General features: G+C 56.7%; 9 protein-coding genes and 2 pseudogenes. 2 read left to right on the top strand and 9 right to left on the bottom strand.

The annotated features are described in order from the left end of the window. The 4 genes from THIDRDRAFT_RS19710 to wecB form a co-directional block, all read right to left on the bottom strand. Nucleotides 1-381 (bottom strand): transposase (locus THIDRDRAFT_RS19710; RefSeq protein WP_245535898.1); only part of this gene is annotated, 381 nt, incomplete at its 3' end. A 2-nt stretch (nucleotides 382-383) separates the two neighbouring features. Further along, nucleotides 384-1,379, bottom strand: coding sequence for an IS481 family transposase (locus THIDRDRAFT_RS19705; RefSeq protein WP_007042671.1), 996 nt, complete (start codon nucleotides 1,377-1,379; stop codon nucleotides 384-386). Between the two features lie 159 nt (nucleotides 1,380-1,538). Beyond that, nucleotides 1,539-2,867, bottom strand: coding sequence for a putative O-glycosylation ligase, exosortase A system-associated (locus THIDRDRAFT_RS19700; RefSeq protein WP_007042670.1), 1,329 nt, complete (start codon nucleotides 2,865-2,867; stop codon nucleotides 1,539-1,541). Nucleotides 2,868-2,960: 93 nt separating this feature from the next. Then, nucleotides 2,961-4,127, bottom strand: coding sequence for a non-hydrolyzing UDP-N-acetylglucosamine 2-epimerase (gene wecB, locus THIDRDRAFT_RS19695; RefSeq protein ID WP_007042669.1), 1,167 nt, complete (start codon nucleotides 4,125-4,127; stop codon nucleotides 2,961-2,963). Between the two features lie 253 nt (nucleotides 4,128-4,380). Between wecB and THIDRDRAFT_RS24105 the strand changes: the two genes are divergently transcribed. After that, complete coding sequence (locus THIDRDRAFT_RS24105) at nucleotides 4,381-7,203, top strand: right-handed parallel beta-helix repeat-containing protein (protein WP_007042668.1); 2,823 nt, start codon at nucleotides 4,381-4,383, stop codon at nucleotides 7,201-7,203. Between the two features lie 141 nt (nucleotides 7,204-7,344). Here the strand turns inward: THIDRDRAFT_RS24105 and THIDRDRAFT_RS19685 are convergent, their stop codons facing one another. Further along, nucleotides 7,345-8,676: an IS4 family transposase gene (locus THIDRDRAFT_RS19685; protein WP_007042667.1), complete on the bottom strand. Its 1,332-nt coding sequence runs from the start codon at nucleotides 8,674-8,676 to the stop codon at nucleotides 7,345-7,347. Between the two features lie 73 nt (nucleotides 8,677-8,749). Then, nucleotides 8,750-9,104 (bottom strand): annotated as a pseudogene (locus tag THIDRDRAFT_RS19680) (transposase); the annotation flags it as partial. Nucleotides 9,105-9,158: 54 nt separating this feature from the next. Between THIDRDRAFT_RS19680 and THIDRDRAFT_RS24890 the strand changes: the two are divergent. Further along, nucleotides 9,159-9,485: pseudogene (locus THIDRDRAFT_RS24890) on the top strand (integrase core domain-containing protein); the annotation flags it as partial. 165 nt (nucleotides 9,486-9,650) lie between these two features. On the opposite strand, the gene THIDRDRAFT_RS24100 reads toward THIDRDRAFT_RS24890, so the two are convergent. The 3 genes from THIDRDRAFT_RS24100 to THIDRDRAFT_RS26890 form a co-directional block, all read right to left on the bottom strand. Continuing rightward, complete coding sequence (locus THIDRDRAFT_RS24100; protein ID WP_007042664.1) at nucleotides 9,651-15,347, bottom strand: Lcl domain-containing protein; 5,697 nt, start codon at nucleotides 15,345-15,347, stop codon at nucleotides 9,651-9,653. Nucleotides 15,348-15,621: 274 nt separating this feature from the next. Continuing rightward, complete coding sequence (locus THIDRDRAFT_RS19665) at nucleotides 15,622-16,833, bottom strand: transposase (RefSeq protein ID WP_007042663.1); 1,212 nt, start codon at nucleotides 16,831-16,833, stop codon at nucleotides 15,622-15,624. Beyond that, complete coding sequence (locus THIDRDRAFT_RS26890; RefSeq protein WP_139058829.1) at nucleotides 16,772-17,110, bottom strand: hypothetical protein; 339 nt, start codon at nucleotides 17,108-17,110, stop codon at nucleotides 16,772-16,774. The genes THIDRDRAFT_RS19665 and THIDRDRAFT_RS26890 overlap by 62 nt, the downstream gene beginning before the upstream one ends. Between the last annotated feature and the right edge of the window lie 31 nt (nucleotides 17,111-17,141).

The raw sequence follows: 17,141 nt of genomic DNA, 5'->3' as shown, positions 1-17,141 counted from the left end.
GACGGCCTGCCATTCGGCCGCGTCGAAGACGACATCGCAGGGCAACTCGGGGCAGGCGCGCCCGAGGTGGGTGAGCAACAGAACGCGCCAGGCGATGATCATGTAGAAGGTGATGGCGGGCTCCAGGTGCTTGCGTTCCTCCAACTGCAAGCGCTCGATCTTGCAGCCACTTTTGAGAATCTTGAAGAAGACCTCCACTTGCCAGCGACACAGATACCAGGCGATCTTCTCGAGCGCTTGTTCGGGCCTCTCGACGGGGAGATTGGTCAGCAGCAGCCACTCGAGCGGGTCATCGTTGCTGGGAGGGTCGATCTCCGTGGCCAAGAGCGCGGTGACAGTGACCTTGCTGAGCCGACGGTCGCGACGGTACGGGGCCTTCAAGGTCACACGCACCGCCTTGAGGTGTCAAGTCCCCGAAGATTGTATATACGCTTTTTGAATAGTTCGGGGCGCTTTTCGGCCCAATCCTTGAGGGCTTGAATCGGGGCGATGTGCCCGAGTGCTTTTTGCGGAATGTGTTGGTTGTAGACCTGGACGTAGCGGGTGATGGTTTGCTCCAGACTTTGCGACGAGTCGAAGCGTGTGGTGGCCAGCACCTCGGCGATGCGCCCATTGAAACGCTCGACCATGCCATTGGTCTGTGGAGTTCTGGGTTTGGTCAGGCGATGCTCGATGGTGTGCTGGGCGCAGACCTGATCGAAGCGATGCTGCCCCGTCGGCGAGCGCTCGCCCGTGGCGCAGAAACGGTCGGTGAACTCTTTGCCGTTATCGGTGAGGATCTTGGTGAGGGTGAATGGCGCCTTGGCGATCAGGCGCTCGAGAAAACCACTGGCCGAGGCCGCCGACTTGTCGTCGAGGATCTCGACATAGACCCAGCGGGTGGCACGGTCGATCGCCGCGAAGAGGTATTTTCGGCGGTCTTCATCGGGCATCTGGGGCAGGTACTTGACGTCGACGTGGACGAACCCAGGCGCATAGTCCTTGAAGGTCTTCACCGGACGCTTCGCGGTGTCCGCCTCCTGCGGGATCAGGGACTTGAGGTTGGAGATCCCGTGGCGCCGCAAGCACCGATCGAGTGCCGAACGCGAGGCCTCGGGGTGGATGAATTCGCGGGTAACCGCCAACAGATCGTCGAACGGCAGCAACAGCGTTTCACGCAGGGCCACCACGAGGACTTCCTGCTCGGGCGAGAGCGTCGTTGAGAGCCGGTGTGGGCGGTGCGAAGCATCTTCGACCACCGTGCGTCGCCGCCACTTTCTCACCGTCTGCACCGAGAGGTTGTACTGGGCGGCGAGGACCTTGTTCGGCAACGTGGATGCTTGCAAATCGCGACGAATCGCTGGGGTGGTGCGGGCATTCTTGTGCAGGCGGATTTCCATCGGTAATCAGGCTCCCGGGCTGTGGGCTGTTCCGCGAGCGCTGGCTTTGTGGACCACGTGCTCTAGCACCTCGCGGGCTCGGAACAAAGGATAGCTCCGTCGAGGCAGATAATCACACGGGACGTAACACCGGCTTTTAGCCGGTGGTTGTTTAGTCTTTCAGCGTTTGGTTGTCGTTATTTCTTCCCTTTTTCTTTTCTTTGCAAGCGCTGGTATGGAGTGGTGCGAACTAGGGTGAGGCGTATGTTCTGCAACATCGGTCGCGTTATCGCTCAGTTTTCGAGTGATTACGGCGAGAGCAATGAGATAATAGGGGAAATCCCAGTAAGAGAGCCCTAGAAAGGCTCCACTTGTTCCGTAACCAATCAACGAAACCTGAACCATCTGCGCGAGATTTGCAGCCCATTGTCGTTCGGGATCATCACGGTACTGATTGACGATGGTTGCGCAGCGAAACCATGTGAGTAGTCCGAGCGTCACGAATAGGCCAAAGCCAATCCAACCTTGCTCGCCGAGCATCTCAAAGTAGATGCTGTGGAAGTCGACGCAGACGTTCGGATTATCGGCATACTGAGCACAGGTCAATCCAGTGGCGGCTCGCGCGCCTCCCCCAACAAGGCGATCGTTAGCGATTTTGATTGCCATTCCCCAGGCATTCAATCGGCCTTGCGCCGAGCCATCTTCCTCGTAATTGCCGATCGTATCCATTTTATCCCACCAGGTTTGGGGCATGAAGGTTAGGATCAGCGTGGCGACGACTGCGACAATGAGACTGCTTCCGAGTTTTCCAGGCGACTTCCACCAAGAAAAGAGCCCTATGGCGAGGATGCCGAGGAAGGCGCCGCGTGACTGGCTCCCAAGGACAGCCGCCGCTGTGAGCAGCATTGCCGCGAGCAATCCAAGACGAATCCAGCGGTTGCTTTCCTGGAGGTGAAGGTAACGCATCAAAGGGATAACCATCAGGTTGGCGAGGGCCATGGTGTTGTTGTCGCCGATAAAGGTTCCTGCCGGGCCGAGGACTTGGTGATGGCCGCCTGTCAGGATTGTGAAGAGGCCGCCCTTGGCGCCGTAGAAGCCGATTGAGAGCACGATGACCCACACGAGCCCGTACAGCTTTTGGCGGTCTGACATCGCGGCGATGGTGATGAAGATGAAGAGCTGTATCTTGATGAATCGCTCGAGTTCCTCCTGAGCGCCAAGGGGATTCAACGCAAAGATGGTGGTGATGCAGGTCCAGATGACGAGCAGCAAGAGAAGGGTCGTCTCGGGCGACATCACATTCAGTTTGCGCTGCTTCCCCAGGAGCAGGGAGACCAGTCCCACCACGGCGGTGAGTTGAGAGAAAGGAATGGAGGTGGCAAATGACCAGACTTGGCGCTGAGGGCTCATGAGACCGAGCCACGCCCAGATGTAGGCGGCGAGATAGGGGCGCGTCAAGGCGGGGATGATGGCTGCGCCGAAGATGGCGACAAGGAGCAGATCACGCATTGTCGGCCTTGCTGTAGTTGCTGACAGGACTACAAATACGGCGGTCCGTGCGCGGGACGGTGCGTGAATTCATCCTGAGATTATCGGGCGGATTTAGGTATCGACGAAAAAGGGATCTACAACTGCACACTGGGGCGGTTGTCTCGCTGCTTGGATGGGGTTTAACCCGGTGCGTGCGATCACGTCAAGCGCGGCTGCGATCCGCAGGCCGGCCTTCCCGTCCCATTTCTCCGGGATCTGGCCGGGTGGCCAGTCGCTGGAGAAGACGTTTGTCAGCGCTTGAGCAAGCCTGGCGGGGTCTCTTCCGATGAGGCGAGTGGTGCCTAGGCTGACCGTTTCTGGGCGCTCGGTGGTTTCACGCAGATTGAGGCAAGGGATGCCAAGCACTGTGGCTTCTTCGGTGATGCCGCCGGAGTCGGTGATGATGGCCTTTGCATGCTTGACGAGGTAGTTGAATTCTAGGTACGGCTGTGGGGGGATGGGATGCAGACCCTCGGGGAGGGCGCCTGCATGTGCAAGCCGACGTGCGGTGCGAGGGTGTACGGGAAAGACAAGGGGTAGGCCGCGGGTGCCTTCGAGAATCGCGTGGAGGGTGCCCGCCAGCACACCGGTGTCATCGACGCTCGCGGGGCGGTGCATTGTGAGAATGAAGTAGTGTCCAGGCTGCAGTCCAAGCTCACGCCAACAGTTCGGTGGGCGGAGGCGCGCTTGGTTGGCGAGCAGGGTGTCGATCATGGTATTGCCGACGAAGAAGATGCGCTCCTCTGGCACACCGGAGCGGCGGAGGTTGGCATTGGCAAACGCGCTGGTCGTGAAATGCCAGTTGGTGATGGCATCGGTTGCCAGGCGGTTGATCTCCTCGGGCATCCGCCAGTCTGCGGAGCGGAGTCCGGATTCGACGTGGCCGACAGGGATGCCGCATTTTTGGGCCGTGATGGCGCAGGCGAGCGTGGAGTTGACATCGCCCACGACCAGGCAGAGGTCGGTTGGCGCCTGTTGCAGGAGTTGCTCGTAGCGGATCATGATGGCGCCGGTCTGCTCGGCGTGGGTGCCGGAGCCGACGGCAAGATTCACATGGGGCGCGGGGATATCCAGCTGCTCGAAGAAGGTGCTGGAGAGGCTGTCGGAGTAATGCTGGCCGGTGTGTACCAGACGATAGCTAAGGTCGGAGCCAGCGGATTGTCGAGCCTCTATGGCGTGAATAATGGGGGCGATCTTCACGAAATTGGGCCGAGCCCCGGCGATGATGTCGATGCGCATGGTTGTGATCGTTCGTTTGGGATATCCAGGGCTGGAGGAATTCGGTGGACTTCGCGCTCGCTCGTCCACCTTCAGGCAAAGCGACGTGGGAGCGGCGCCCCGCCGCGATCGCGCGACCGTTGCGGCGGGGCGCCGCTCCCACCGGTCGTGCGCTTGGACCAGAGGATGATCGAGGCAGGGTTATTGCCTTGAGTCGGTACAGCGTCGCGTTATGTTAGCCTATGGAAAATGTCGATTCGAGGAGTCGGAACTCATGATGAACGACAGGTGGCTTTCGGCCAAAATCTTGACCCTCATGGTTGCTCTCCCGCTGGTGGCCGCGCCTGCTTGGGCGGTGGACGCGGCGTCGATCATCCCCGCATACGATGCGCACTTGGATGCGGTGCAGGCACCTGAGGGCTTCGGCACCGGGCAGGTCTGGAGGGTGGGGCCGAGCCAGCGCTATAAGAAACCGAGCGAGGTGGCGAGTCTCGTTCAGGACGGCGACGTCGTCGAGATCGAGGCCGCCACCTATGCCTGCGATACGGGCGTGAAATGGAGCGCGAATTTCCTGACGCTCGTTGGGGTCGGCGGCCGTCCGGTCTTGGACGCGACCGATTGCAGTATTCCCGGTGGCAAGGGCATTTGGAATCCGACTAAGGCCGCGCAGAACCTGATCGTGGATAACATCGCCTTTGTCGGCGCTTCAGTCTCGGATCGGAATGGCGCCGGTATCCGGTTCGACGGCGGCGGATACCTCTATATCACCAATTCGTATTTTTCAGACAACGAGAACGGCGTTCTCATCACCCCTGCGTCGCCGAACATGGCCGACGTTGTTATCGACCGCAGTGAGTTCTCGCATAACGGTGTGTCAGGTGGTCGCACCCATAATATGTACATCTCCGGGAATGTGAGTAGTTTTGTACTGCGCTTTAGCTACTCTCATGACAGTCACATCGGGCACCTGGTGAAGACTCGCGCGCTTAAGAGCTACATCCTCTATAACCGCCTTGCCGACGAGGTGGACGGAGACTCTAGCTACAATATCGACGTTCCACAGGGTGGCCTGACCTACATCATCGGAAACATCATTCAGCAGGGACCGAATTCCCCGAACTACGGGATGGTCTCGTATTCCGCTGAATCGAATCCGCATCCCGAGCAGCGCCTTTTCGTCTCTGGCAACACCTTCGTCAACGACGGCAAGGCGACAGCCACGGCGCTAAAACTTTACGACAAGGGTCTGTCCGACGCCTTGCTGGTGAATAATCTTTTTGTCGATATTGCAGCGGATCGTGTTGTTTCTGGAGCCTTTTCTCTCGCGACGCTCGATAACAACCTAGTGACGGATGCGCCGGGATTCTTCGATCGGAGCAACCGGGTTTACGTGCTGACGGCGTCTTCCGGCGCTATGGATGCCGGCGTTGACGCCGGCGATTATGGTGGATTCTCCTTGAGTCCGGTCTACCAGTACCAGTTCCCCCGGTCGGGGCGAGCGCGCCCAGTCTTGGGTGCGCTGGACATCGGGGCAAAGGAATATGATCCCTCAGAAATCCCTCCGCTTGTGCCGACGCTCTCCTTTTACGCAGACTCGGAGCTGATCGACTACGAGACTTCGGCCGTGCTGAATTGGTCGGCGGCCTATGTCGACGAATGCCAGGCGTCCGCAGGCTGGTCAGGGGCGCTTGAGGCGTCCGGGACCTTTACCTCGGAGCCATTGACCTCTAATGACCGCTTTGAGATCACCTGCATCGGCCCGGGGGGCAGTGTCAGCCAATCCATCTCCATCACCGTGAACGACTCGGACGCTGCCGAGGCGCTCGGCCTTTACATCTGGGAGGCCGTTCCGGATTCGCGAATCAATGATGTGTGCGCTGCAAGGCTCAAAGGGGCGGATGGCTCCTACGTCTATAAAGACAATTTCGGCACGGGACCCTATTGTGAATCCAAAGGAGGGTATGCGTCGGGCGTTTACGTGCCGGAACTTGGGAAGTGGTATCTGATGGGCGGCGGCGGTGGGCGCAACTATTATGGAAACGAAGTCTATGCATTCGACTTCGAAACGCAACAGGCCGAGCGTATCACGGATCCCACGCATATCAGCGAGACGAAGGAGTATACCCCGGACGACATCTACGGCAGTAAGATCCATACCGACGGATGTCATGGCATTCTCCACTTGAAGCGTGGCGGGATCGCGCCTGCTCCGCGCGGCATATCCGGTACGGCGAGCTACAATCCTGTGACTAAGACCATTATCGTCGGTCCGTCGGGTATTGTCCGGGGGCATGGGGATTGCTCGTCGAAGCCCGCGCACTCGCAGTACGGTCAGAACGTAACCGATATCTGGAGCTTCGATCCCTTTACAAAGCGCTGGACGCTGTTGGCAGGTGAAAACGACCAGTACGGCAGTGTGACGATTGCCACCTGGCTCTTGGACCCTGCGACCGGCATTGGATACACCGCGAGCAATCGAAACGGTTCGAGCCGCGGCGGCTATCTGATCGATTTCAGCCATTCGAGCCCGCGAAATGCGCTCGTCGACAATGTCTGGCCCTTTCAGGTTTCAAGAGGGCCGGTGTCGATCGACACTGTGAACGGCTTCGCGCTTCAACTCGGCGTGTCTGGCGCTCGTACGGCTGTTTTTGACTTGAACGGGCTTTCGCTGGAGGCGTATGGAACCTCTGGAGCAAAGGGGTCGACGGGTGTCGTTGGCGGAGCGGGTCCCCTGTTCGAGCCCGATACGTCCTGGACGTTCACCGGGAACACATCGCTTCTTTCGGTTAGCGATCTAGCCTTGACCTACAACCCGAATCTCAACAAATTCGTCGCCTGGACCGGCGATGACGCGCTCTATTTCATTACGCCGGATTATTCGAGCAAAGTGCTGGAGATTGTGTCGAAGCACGTTTCGGGCAATCCGCCAAAGCCTGGAAACCTGAGGGGTAAGTTCACCTATATCCCAGACCGCGATCTCTACATCGCCTTCAGCGGTACCGACAAGGATTTCTATTATCTCAGGCCCACTTCGAAGATACCTGTACCAGAGTCTGGCTCATCGGTTGTTCCAAGAGCGAGATCGCTGAACAGATAGGGCGATTTTTGTTTCTCGAAGTCAGCGCTTTGCTTGGTCGGCCGAAGTTGCATCGCGGCAGGTGGACCGAACGATGATCAATGCCCCTGTTGGCCTCGATCATCGTGTGTTCCGGCCTAAGCCATCTCATTACACACATCTTCATAAGTCATGAGATTCTTTGGCGTATTTGATCCCGGCTGCCACGTCTCTGATGCGCTGCAGTCCGAGCCAAATGGTCTTCACACCAGGCTCGCCATCGCCCTTGCGTCCGAGAAATCCGCCCTGGCGGGCGATCAAGCGCAACACCTCGTTGAGTCGCGGAGACTGCTTGGGCACGGGCTTCTTGGCCAGAATGTAGGCCGCTTGCCACTCCTCAGGTTCGAGCAGCAGCGAGGCATCCAGGTCTGGCACGGTGCGTCCCAGTCGCATCAGTCGGGCGATGCGCCATCCCACCACCAGAAACAGCGCGAAGGCGCGCTGCAGGCGCTCGACAGTGCCCAGTTGCAGGGCCTCGACACGACAGGCTTCCTTGAGGACCAAGAACAGCAGCTCGATTTCCCAGCGCGCCCGATACCATTCGATCAGTTCGACAGCGGCCTCGAGCGTCTCGGCGCTGCGGTTGGTCAACAGACGCCATTCAATCGGTTTGACGCACTTGGGCGCGTCCACTTCACGGGCGATCACGCAGGTGACCTCAAGGAAACCTTGGCGCCGATCCGAAAGGCTCACCCGCTGGGCATAGAGTTCCTGACGCACCGTTCGGGCGGTGCGCCCGCGTCCTGGCGGCAGGTTGAAGCGCACCTCCCCGAGTGGTTCGCTCTCCAGCACACTCCCCCACAGCTTCTTGCCCTCGCCACCGGGCAACGCACGGTTATGCTTAGCGCGCAACAGCCAATCGGCCGGGGTGCCCAAATCACGGGCGCGCACCATCAGCTCCAGCATGTCGGCCTCACGATCCGCCACATAGACCAGGCGGGTGTCGGGCAACTCTCCGGCCAGGTCCGCGACCCGTTCATAGCCCTCTTTCCAGCGCAGACTCTCGGGGGCACCTGGGCGGTGCCCGTCGGCGTCTTTTGGCTCGCGCGCCCACATCCAGGCATCCAGCACACCCAGCGGTTCGCGCTCGGGCGTCACCGCGTAGGTTGGGTGCAGATACATCCCGCGCTGGGCCTCATAGCTCAAGGGACCAAGTCCTTTGATCGTCTGGCCGTTGAAGTCCAGCTCCGTGGTGTCCTGCAGACACAGCACCACCGGATGGGCCGCCATGCGCGTCTGCGTGCACTGACGATGCGGCTCAAGGATGTCGAGCCAGTCGTAGGTTTCACTGCCGAGAAACCGATAGCCCGCCTGCGTCTCCGACCAGCCGTTGCAGGCCCCCGGAATACTCGCCGTCGGATGCTCAGCCAAGCGCTCGATCAACTGAATCGCGCGCCGGTTGCGGCGCGTGTCGCCCAGATCAATCGAGGCCAATTCTTCCGACGCCCAGCCCATCGTGTGCTCCAACATGTCTCAGAAAAAATAGTTCGCTATCGTACACTCAGAGTTCTGTGTAATGGGATGGGGTCAAGGCACATTGGCGGATCACCGCCACCTCACCCGCACGCTCGATCCATCCGCGACGGGTGCTCACAGGCTCAACCCGGACTTTTTTTCAACCAGTCCAGTTCCATCTTCAGGCGCCCGATCTCGCTGTAGAGGCGCTCCGGCGCACTCTGATCATCCGCAGGTTTGCGCCCCCGTTTGGTCTCGAACAGCGTGCCGGCGTGCTCCAAGATCTCCTTCTTCCATTGCCCAACTTGAACCGGGTGCACACCGTGCTCCTGGCCAATCTCGTTGACGGTTTTCACCCCACGGATGGCCTCCAAGGCCACTTTGGCTTTGAACGCGGCGGCGTAGGTTTTGCGCTTTGCTTCACCCATTGTGATCAACCCTTTCGTGCCGGCCTGACAACTTAAATGACTGTCCGATTTTTAGGGTCCACTTTACCCACCGGGCAGCATCGCTTCGATCAGGTCTGCTCCAAACATGCCATCGAGCATCGCCTGACCAAACCCCGAACCCCACAGACCAATGGCATGGTCGAGCGTTTCAATGGGCGCATCGCCGAGGTGCTGGCCACCACACGCTTCGACTCTTCTCAGAGTCTGGAGCAGACCATCACCCGCTACGTCCAGGTCTACAACCAACACATTCCGCAAAAAGCACTCGGGCACATCGCTCCGATTCAAGCCCTCAAGGATTGGGCTGAGAAGCGCCCCGAACTATTCAAAAAGCGCGTATATAATCTTAGGGGACTTGACACCCCGGCAAAGCCGGGGGATTACTCATTTTATTTAAAAGACTGTTCTTATTATATTTTAGTGGGGGATACATCAGGCACTGACCCCATTTTCCCTCATAACAGGGAATGCTTGGCAATGAACCAGACGCGCGACGGGGATGCCGCCGCGCGTGTGCTCAAACCATTAGTGCAGTTGCTCCGGCGCGACGAACACTGGATTCAGGTGCCTGTAGAGTACCTCAGGCTGTCCGGGGGTCCATTCGGTGGGCATCCACCAGAGTTCGCGTCCACCCTCGCGGAATTCGAGTCGAACCGCTTCAAGGTTGGAGCTGACACTAGCCGGCCAGTCCATGAGTGCGTCACGCCAACTAGCCTGATCTAGCAGGCGTAGCCTCATGACACCTAGCGCATCAGTCTCATGCCAAGCGAGATAACGGCCGTCCGTGCTAATGCGTGCGCAGCAGGCTGTTACAGTCGCGTCATTGAGCGGAGTTTCTTGACGTTCAATGCCGGTGGCGAGATCCAGGGTATGAATCTGGCGCTGGCCCTCGGTGTCCAGACGATCGTAGACGAGTAGATTGGCCCCGGCATCGACCGCTGGACGCTCGGCAACCCTGGCGATGTGGTCAATCTCCTCCGCTTTGACAAGAAGCTCGCGTACCCCTGTATCGAGCGACTGGCTGTAAAGTCCCGGTCCGGACTCGAAATTGGTCGCCTCGGAACGAAACACGACCTGGCCAGCCTCGGACGCTAGTTCAAGCTGGCTGATGTCGCCGTTAGCGGGTTGACCATCCAGGGTCTCGGATAGGCGGCGGATCAAGCCGGTGTCGAGATCAACCTGATAGAGCTGCTGTGCAGCGTTTTGCTCGCCGAGCACTAGATTGGTGGCGCGGGAGAGGAAGAGTACGCGGTTGTTGGTTACGTCAAAGCGCGGGCTGTGGCTGTCGGCATTGCTGGCGACGTAGTCAGGTGAGCAGGTTAGGAGTGTGGGGCGAGTGGTGAAGACATTGTAATAGTAGAGATCGCGGTGCGCATTGGTGTCTTCAAAGACTAAGGCATTATCGGTGGCAACAACATATTGCCGAGCTACAGACGTCGAATCGTAGATATTATTAAATTCAACGCCCATATTTTCTCTTATTCCAATTTGATTCGCATTAGCAACTACCATTTCTTCCTTAGAGCTGCTTTCCGCAGCTACGCCACCACGTACAAATAGTAAAAGATTTTCAGTTTCTGTTACTGAGTCGAATGTAGTGGGCTGCTGAACGTCACACCCAAACGAGCTAAACAAGCAATTCCAAAAACTAGCGTAAACCGCAGTCTCTATATCGAACACATCCACACCAAGATAGTCTGCTGTCCATATATAATATGGATATTGGAAAGATGGAAAAACAATAGGGTCAATCGCTGGTTCATATCTGATATCAAATAGGCCAATAACTTCGCTTGAAGTGGGAAGTCTCCAGTCTGAATAGCCAGCGTAATTTATTCTCATTGCATTAGCTGCGTGCCATGAATATAGATTCACGAACATCCCATCAGAATTAATCTGAGCGTCTTCGCAGGTATTTCCAGTCCAAGTACTTCCGTATACGCATCTCATCCACGTCAGCCCAGTGCGCGTATCTGTCACTGTCCCATTACCGTTATCCATAAAATGACCAAGATCAGTCGGATCAGTCGGATCAGTCGGCAACGTCCCGGCGGTTATCGTCGCATTTTCAGTGACGCAATAACTGCTGCCATTGCATACCCTCACCGCAATGACATAAGTGCCAGCGGCTGGCAAACTCAAGCGAACCGTCTTCGTGGTATTGCCGCTAACGGAGGTGGGAGCGGCTGGACCCTGGATCTTATTCCAGGTGATTGAGGTGTAGTCGCCGCTGATGGTCGCTGTCAGGGAAATGGGGGTACTGAGTTCAGTCTGCAAACTTGCCGGCGAGACCGCTACATCGATCCGGGTCATCCCCGCTGGAACAACCTGGACTTCAGGCGCGCTGGCAGTACTTTCAACGCCATTGATACTGACCTTGAGCGCGGGCTTAAAGACGCCACCAACAGGATAGTTAACCGAATATGTATAAATGCCCGCTTGGGTGCTTGAGGCGGAAACGGTCGCCTCGGGTTTGCTGCCAAAAGCACCATCACCATTGAGATCATAGGCAAGAATGGTGCTGCCCGGCGGCAGGTAAAAAACATAACTAATCGTGTCGCCGGTACTGGCCTCCTGCTCCTGGCGCAACTTGGCTACCTTGACGCCACCGACCTTATAGATCCCCATAACGGCACGATCAGTCGGCACCTCAGTGGCATTGGCGATTTGGAGTGCTGCTTTGAGATCCAACTTAAAAGTCGACTCCAGTATTTCATCTTCATCGCTGTCCGTGCCAACGCCAACGACTTTGACCGTGCAATTAGACAATGCGGATTGTCCGGCTTCGCTGGCGGGGACGACTAAAGCGCTATTCGAGCCGACCTGATAGTGGTAGCTGCCACAGGTCAGGTAGAGACTGTAGTCGGCTTTCGGCCAGACGACTGTGCTCAAAGATGCAGCCACAAATTGATTTTCGGTGACCGCGCGGACAGCGTTTATCTGCGCAGTATCTTTCACGGTGAAACTTGGAACGATACAGCTTTTTATCTGTTTGCCGCTTGCGTCAAGAGTTGGCGTACAAGTGCCGCCACCATTGGCACTGAATTGCTTTTTCGTGGAAGCGGATTTTCTATAAATTTTAAATTTTCTTTCTGATTTTTTTGTTATAACCTGCGCCTCTCCTTGATTATCATATTCTTTATATTGAACATTGGCCCTGATGCGAAAATAATTATAACCTGGCTTCAAATATTTGGTTCCGCTCTCGAAATCAGAGAACGCACCTAAAACAGCAACTCCATCAGCATCTAATATTTCATACCCAATCGATTCTAGGTAAATATTTGATCCAGAACCTGATGTTAAAAGCTCAGCTTTAATATCAATCTTGTCAACTTCGCTATTTACGGCAAAAAAGAAATCGCTTAAAGGATCAAGATCAACGCTTAATTTGTCAGCATATGGCGACGGCAAAACAAACCTGTAATTAGCCGTTACGATCACATCTTGAGATGCAGACAAAATAACTTTTTTTAATGCTTTTTCAGCATTATAACCATCTTCCCCAACAGCCTTTGATGCTTCATAATTTGCTATAAGCTGCCAAAAGTTGTAGAGAGGCTCCCAGTAAGAATTCAGCATGGTTTCCCGAGTTATACTTGTAGGATCCTGTGTTAGACTGCACTCTTGTACTCCTGAGGCACCCGGGCGATAAAATTCGTCAAAAATACCTGCGTCTTCAAGAGTTTTTTCTAGCGCCTTATTATCAAGAGCGCCATTTTTTACTTTAAGCATACTGTTGCCAACGCATGTATCCTCAAATCCTTGCATCGTTCTTGCCAATAGATCCGTATTTGCGGATAAAAATTTAATCATGCTACCAACATAGCTTTTATTAATCGCTCCCTGAAAAACTTTTTTTGCCAAGAAGGCTATTGCAAAATTTTCGGCAAATGCACTTCCACCGACAAAATGCCTGAGTGATTCATAAATATTAAGCGTTGCACTATAAGCGTTGAATCCGGGGTAATGCTGACGAAATAATCTGCCTAAACCCCTGGGGTTGTAAGACATCGCTTTGTCATAAACACCATCAAAACGTTCTTTGTTGTTTTTGAAATCATTGTATAGAGTATAAGGAGTAAGCGTCGAATCGAGCCAGCGATAGCTATCGAAAGATAAATCGCGATTGAGAATTTGAGCAATTTCATCTGTTGTCAACTGATCATTCCAGGTAACTGGTTTAATAACTGGTTTGTTGGATTCCCATAATATTAAATTATCGGTATAACCACGCATAAATAACTGAATTTCCTGAATAAAATCTTCGCTTTCTGTCTCTTGAAAATAAGGAAGTCCTTTATGCAAGCGAAAACGCGAAAAATGATCAGTTTCAAAAATAACCTCCTTGTTTTCATAATCAATACGGGTTGGCGTCAGATAGTCGAGTTCACCGTCCGAAAGCCGCGCAATCCGCAACTCATCGCCTATCGACAACTGCGCGGGATCGAATGGAATCCGGATCTGCACCGGTTGCTCGAAGGTCAATCCTGTCGGCTGCATTTCAAGCACCGGCGAGAGCGCCACCGCCCCCGTCACGGGCAATACATCCAAGGTCGAGCGGGCCAGCGTGATTTGAGTATTCGTCGAGACCGCTCCCGCCGGAACCACGATCCGCGCACCATCGAGTCCGCTGTCGCTGTCAAGCACGATCACACTAGCGCCGTCAGGACCAGCTTGTAGGGTGGTGAGTTCGGTGGAGCTATCGACGATTAGCAGCCGGCTGCTGCGGGCAATGACGGCCCCTGTCGCGTCATGGACGTCAGCGGCCAGTTGGTACTGACCCACCTGATCAGGTACCCAACTTTCACCCTCGAACGCTTTCCCGTCAATCGACCACGTCACGGGATAGGCATCGCTGGCAACAGCCAGGCGCCAATTGAGTGTATCCCCAAGCGTGAAATAATCGGCGTCCTCTGCAAGCAAGATATGCGGTGGAATTAATGTAAAAAGCGCCGTATCCAGGTCGGGTCTGAGGGCTGCATCCTGGATGAAGAAAGCACTCAAGTAACCGTGGTGCGCTTGCGTAAAGTCGAAGGTCAACTGGAAGCGATGGTCGGCTAACATCTCATCAAAATGAGCGACGTCGCCGAGGTCGACGATTTCATCGCCATTGAGATCGCGCAAAATGTTTGGCAGCAATTCAGCAATGGATGTGCTAAGTATCTCTGGTGTTTTAGTGGCCCATTGCGGACCCAGCAAGCGAACGAGCATGTCGCTGACCAGATTGATCGTGACATCCTCAGTATCCAGGAGCTGCCTCCCCGTGTAAATAGCGCGAACCGTCCCTATGAGCGCCGTAGGTGTCTCATCCAGTTCATCATTGAAATCAGCGTCGAACAACGCACCGCCGCTGACAGTAAGCTGATAATAGTCGTTTGGATCCAGAGAAGAGCTGTCAATGGTAAAGTGGCCCACACTCTCCAGCGAATCACCGCGAGTGGTCTTGCCAGAGCCGAGCAGGCGACCCGCACGGTCGTAGAGTTTGACCGTGCCGTCACCGATACGGCCAACTTGTACCAATCCATTGATTTTAATCGCTTGGCCCGCCAGCCGATCCAGCAGTCCCGGAATCCGCTCAACGCCAACGAGATAGTCATCCGTGGCAGATCCAATATCGACCAGCACATCGCGCCCCGCTTGATGCAGATAGACTTGATCCTCAGCTGAGAGCCGGCTGTAGACGATGCCATGATCCGTCTGGTAACGCGCAAACGCCAGTGCAACATTGACGCGATTACCAAAACGGGCCATATCCGTGGCGGCCTCGGGATTATCCCAGCCGCCATTGATCAGAGCGATGATCATCTGGTTGCGCAACACTCGACCGGCTTCCAACTCACCCAGCCAGTAGTTGTAGCCCTCAGTGTCGGCAGCACGGCCAAAGATGTTTTGGTACAGGGCCTCGATCAGCGGACCATAGCCCATTGAGTCAGGATATTGCGCCTGAACCAGCGGCTGATCGAAGAAGCTCTGTGCAACAGTGGTTGGGGTCCATTGAGAATCGGTTTGAATATTGCCGACCCAGTAATTGAAGCCCTCGGCATCCGGGGCATAGCCCATGGTCGCCAGATAGATCTCCACCACCTGCCATTCGGTATCCCGATCCCAAGCCCGTGCTACATGGCCGTATGCCAACAGCCCGACCATCACGACCAGCCACACAAAGCTGGGCAGACTCCACAACGAACATTTGGGTGCGAGGACTCGGGAGGCGAACATGGGCGGCTTTCCTTGGTTTGGACAGAAGACTCCCCCGCACGGCGGGGATTGGCACTCACATCCCGACGAATACGATTGCTCTGCGCCTGGACCGACTGCAAGGGTTCAACTACCACACAAATAGTATGGCTGTATAGTGCTCGCGAAAGCTGCCGATCGCCCCTGAACGCGGCAAGGCAGGATTTCCGTGATCTATGCCACAGTTTGAACGGCTGAGAGCAGGGCTTTGAAGGTCACAGATCGTGATCATGAGCGTCTTCTCCGATCGATCCCCTCAGGTTCGCAGGGTCTTTCGACGTTTCTCAAGAAGGCGCGCGACGGAGACATGCTGTTTGGTCGGATCATGGGTCCGCGCCGGAACCGGGTTCTTGGGGCCGCGTGAATGCTTGCGGTACTTGCGCAGCTGTACGTGCTGGGCGGTGGCGAGCAGCCAAGCCGCCATTGCTGCTGGGGTGAGGGTATGAAACGCGGCCCATTCCTCGGGCGTCACCAGCGTCTCGAGGCTGTCGCTGACCCGGGCCATTTCGTTGACCAGATAGTCGCCCGAGATCTGCGTGTCGATGGTCTCGGCGCCGTGGACCTGACGCAACGCGGTCTTGATCACGGCCAAGGCATTGTAGGCGACGATGGCCATGGTCAACCCGAACAGGGCCGCGGGCGGATAGGCCAGGGTGTCGATCTCGCAGCGCAACTGCGTGGTGAGGTGCAGGAAGGCCTTTTCCAGGGTCCAGCGCTCGCGATAGAGCGCGGCGATCTGTGCGGCATCGGCATGTGTTTCGGGCACGCTCGTCAACAGATACAGTCGGGTTTCGCCGTCACGTGTCGGCGTCTCCAGTTCGAGCCGGATGCGACGCAGCTCGAGCGTCTGCTGGCCGTCAGGGGCGGTGATCGTCACGCGCTGCTCGCTCCGCACGCCCTGGTCGCTGCGCCCCACTTGGCGCATCGGCTCGAGCGGGTGCAGTGGGATCTGCTGGTGCTCGCGCACCAGCACGCACGCTCCGCGCTGATGCAGGGTCCAGATCCAGGAGGCGACACAGAAGTTGCGGTCGGCGATCCACAGATCCCCCGCCTCGATCCTGCGCTCGAGTTGCGGCAGCAAGGCGTGCTCCTGGGTATAGGCGTCCACCTCGGGAATCAGCTGCGTGATCACCTCCAGCGCCGGCTCGAAGACCACCAGCGCCTTGCCCGGCAAGGGGGCGGCGCTCCGCGTCCGGGTGTCGGCCAGACGGTGCTCGCGTCCGGCCAAGGCATTGCCATCGAGGATCTTGACCCGGTAGTTGGCCAACAACGAGGCTCTGGCACCCTCGAGAGCGCCGACGACCTCGCTGACTTGCTCGGCGCTGTAATCGACCAACGCCGCCAAGACCTCGGGCTCGAGCCCGCTGAGCGTGTCGTAGACCGCCTTCAGGGAGACCGGGATCGGCTCACGGGCGCTTTGATAGGCCGCATGCACCGAGGGTTGCTGGCGGGTGACGACCTGTCGCATCAGATCGAACAAACAGCAGCTGGCGGGTGTACTGGTCTTGAGCCGTGGTTTCGAACCAGCGATCGAGCTGCTGCGGATGGAAGCTGCGCTCGAGCACCGCGCGGACCATGGTCGGGATGGGGCAGTGCGCCGCGAAGCGCTCAAGCAGTGGGGTCAGCAAAACGATCGGTGTCCCGTCATCGGAAAAGGGCGCCGATTGTACCGGGCTGGCCAACCGTGCAGACGGACGATTCGACAGCGTGGCAAGCCCGAAGACGGCAGGGGCCAGAATGTTCACCTTACGTGACCTTCAAAGCCCTGGACTTGGA

Origin of the sequence: Thiorhodococcus drewsii AZ1, assembly GCF_000224065.1 — a bacterium.
Taxonomy (GTDB): domain Bacteria; phylum Pseudomonadota; class Gammaproteobacteria; order Chromatiales; family Chromatiaceae; genus Imhoffiella; species Imhoffiella drewsii.
The sequence above is the reverse complement of the archived record's forward strand: the minus strand, read 5'-3'. Positions and strand labels throughout refer to the sequence as shown.

Coding starts and splice junctions, on each gene's coding strand:
- THIDRDRAFT_RS19705 (WP_007042671.1), bottom strand. CDS start 1,379: ATGGAAATCCGCCTGCACAAGAATGCCCGCACCACCCCAGCGATTCGT.
- THIDRDRAFT_RS19700 (WP_007042670.1), bottom strand. CDS start 2,867: ATGCGTGATCTGCTCCTTGTCGCCATCTTCGGCGCAGCCATCATCCCC.
- wecB (WP_007042669.1), bottom strand. CDS start 4,127: ATGCGCATCGACATCATCGCCGGGGCTCGGCCCAATTTCGTGAAGATC.
- THIDRDRAFT_RS24105 (WP_007042668.1), top strand. CDS start 4,381: ATGATGAACGACAGGTGGCTTTCGGCCAAAATCTTGACCCTCATGGTT.
- THIDRDRAFT_RS19685 (WP_007042667.1), bottom strand. CDS start 8,676: ATGGGCTGGGCGTCGGAAGAATTGGCCTCGATTGATCTGGGCGACACG.
- THIDRDRAFT_RS24100 (WP_007042664.1), bottom strand. CDS start 15,347: ATGTTCGCCTCCCGAGTCCTCGCACCCAAATGTTCGTTGTGGAGTCTG.
- THIDRDRAFT_RS19665 (WP_007042663.1), bottom strand. CDS start 16,833: ATGCGACAGGTCGTCACCCGCCAGCAACCCTCGGTGCATGCGGCCTAT.